Raw genomic sequence first — 2,066 nt, 5'->3', positions numbered from 1 at the left:
CTCTGCCTCCTTAAGCACGGTGATGATTTGGCTGTCCGAAAATCTCGATTTCTTCATTTTGTAGAACTCCCTCTATCCGAGAAAATTCTACTTCTGCACACCCCTATTTTCCGGGGGGATTACCGAATAGCCGGGAATTGCAGTAAGGCCAAACCCGCCAAAACACTGCTGGCACTACCTAAAATTGCCCGTCCTACTATCAGGCGTTTGCTGATCGCCTCATCGCTCGCCAACATCTTACCCAGTGCAATGGCCGCCCCAACAGCCATTAGTTCAAGCAGCGACTTATCGTGTTCCTGCATGTTGCATCCTCAATAAAAAAGCCACCTCATGGGCGGCTTGTTGGTGTGTAGATCCTATTAAGGCGTCATGGCCTTTAACTGCTTGGCTGGCTGTTTCCCTTTTCCTTTCTTCTTTGGCTCAGCCTGCTTATTCAGGATCAGTTCGACTGAACTGGTCCATCCGCCATTAGGTACATACTCCTGCATCACGCTGTCGATAGTCCACAGATGGTCGACCCCCTCCTTGATGCCTTGTGTGCGTAGTTTCCGCTCGGCGACCAGATCCGCTCGGCCACATAAGTTCAGGCTGAGTGTGATTTCACTTCGTTGCGCTCGTTTTGCACTTGCATTGGCATTGGCTCCTGCTGCGCCTGGACTGGCGCTGGCATGGCGTGCAACCCGAAGTGCATTCTGATTGTCACCGCCTGGTGTCAGAACACGCAGCGTCTTCCCGCTTTCTTTATCGTGGTGCTTGGCAACGGCACCAACCGCTGCTTTGCGGTCGCTACGTTTGAATGACCAGCTCGTAATGTCCCGACGGTGGAGCACGATGGTGGGTAAGACTTTGCCACTTCTAGACTTGTTTTGGCCGCCACGTGGTAACACCAGTAGCTGCTCTCCCTTAATGGTGGCGGTTGCATCGTATTGGCCCGCCAAGCGTGTGATGAAGTGCAGATCGGACTCATTGAACTGATCGGCTCTCGCCACCGTGGCTTTCACTTGGCAGACCGGCTTGAGTTTATTGCGCTTGGCGATGTCCGCCACAATGGTGGCAAGACTGACCTTATCCCAGCTATGCCGCCTTACTTGTTTGATGGCACTTGCCATATTGGCGGGACGACCACTGAGCGTCATGGCCTGGGGCGGTCCGCTCGATCCAATCTCGTCGATGCGGTACCGGCCAATCCGTGTTAGGCCCGTTTCTTCATAACCCAGGCTGACTTCCAGCATCGCGCCGGTGCGTGGCATGGCTACTTTGCCTTCGCGGTCGTCGATCTTGATGGTCAACTCGTCTGCATCAACCCCTGCCTTGTCGGTAATGCTGATACTGAGCAGCCGATCCTGTAATAAGGCTGTGATGTCCTTGCCGTCAGCCAGGATGCGATAAATCGGCCGCATTGCTTACTCCCACAAAGTCACACCGGCATTCGAGGGCTTAGGCAGGTCCGGTAGAACGATATGCATACCCAATGAATAAGGTTCAGGCACTTCAGCTAAACCTGGGTTGGCGTCGAGTACCGCTTCCAGCGAGCCTTTCAGGTGCCCATATTCCGCCAGACAAAGCTGGTCCAAAAAATCGCCGTCAGACGTTCTGATAATCTTCGCCATAGCGGGTGAACTCCAGGCTGAATGTTTGTTTACGATAAGCGCCATCGTTGAAAAGATGAGCCTGCTCCTCGTCGATACTGTTCAGATACCATCGCCCCAGGTGCTGTCCGTAACCTGTGGTCAAGATAAGCGGCTACAATTGCTCACCGATGGCCCGCAGGTGATCAATATGTCCGGCTCCTTCACGTGCCAGGAAGATCGCCCCACGCAGGGTGATTTTGTCGGTACCGAGTCCGGTGGCTTGCTCAGCGTGGCGACGAGTAAGGCGCTCTTGATCAGCAATACCAAACTGGGCCTGCCGCTTGAGCGTTTCATAGGTTGCTTTTCCGAGACTGAACCGGAATGGCTGGCCTTTCTGCGTCGAGAGTTCCAGCAGAAACCCGTTCCCGTCCGCATGCCCTATCTGCGGCAGCGCACCTTGTAGCCGCTTGTTCATTGACTGGACGATGGGAAGTT

General features: G+C 54.2%; 3 protein-coding genes and 1 pseudogene. All 4 read right to left on the bottom strand.

Translation table 11 applies throughout. The annotated features are described in order from the left end of the window. Nucleotides 1–119: 119 nt before the first annotated feature. On the bottom strand, nucleotides 120–302 hold the full coding sequence (locus tag ACUHMQ_RS20520; RefSeq protein ID WP_445297305.1) for a phage holin family protein: 183 nt from the start codon (nucleotides 300–302) through the stop codon (nucleotides 120–122). Nucleotides 303–359: 57 nt separating this feature from the next. Continuing rightward, entirely contained in the window at nucleotides 360–1,400 is a 1,041-nt protein-coding gene (locus ACUHMQ_RS20515) for a phage late control D family protein (RefSeq protein WP_445297304.1), read from the bottom strand. 3 nt (nucleotides 1,401–1,403) lie between these two features. After that, nucleotides 1,404–1,610 (bottom strand): tail protein X, encoded by a 207-nt coding sequence (locus tag ACUHMQ_RS20510; protein WP_445297303.1) that lies wholly within the window; start codon nucleotides 1,608–1,610, stop codon nucleotides 1,404–1,406. Continuing rightward, nucleotides 1,585–2,046 (bottom strand): annotated as a pseudogene (locus ACUHMQ_RS20505) (phage tail protein). The gene ACUHMQ_RS20510 and the pseudogene ACUHMQ_RS20505 overlap by 26 nt, the downstream one beginning before the upstream one ends. Between the last annotated feature and the right edge of the window lie 20 nt (nucleotides 2,047–2,066).

It is taken from the genome of Chitinimonas violaceus (assembly GCF_052601015.1).
The sequence above is the reverse complement of the archived record's forward strand: the minus strand, read 5'-3'. Positions and strand labels throughout refer to the sequence as shown.

Coding starts and splice junctions, on each gene's coding strand:
- ACUHMQ_RS20520 (WP_445297305.1), bottom strand. CDS start 302: ATGCAGGAACACGATAAGTCGCTGCTTGAACTAATGGCTGTTGGGGCG.
- ACUHMQ_RS20515 (WP_445297304.1), bottom strand. CDS start 1,400: ATGCGGCCGATTTATCGCATCCTGGCTGACGGCAAGGACATCACAGCC.
- ACUHMQ_RS20510 (WP_445297303.1), bottom strand. CDS start 1,610: ATGGCGAAGATTATCAGAACGTCTGACGGCGATTTTTTGGACCAGCTT.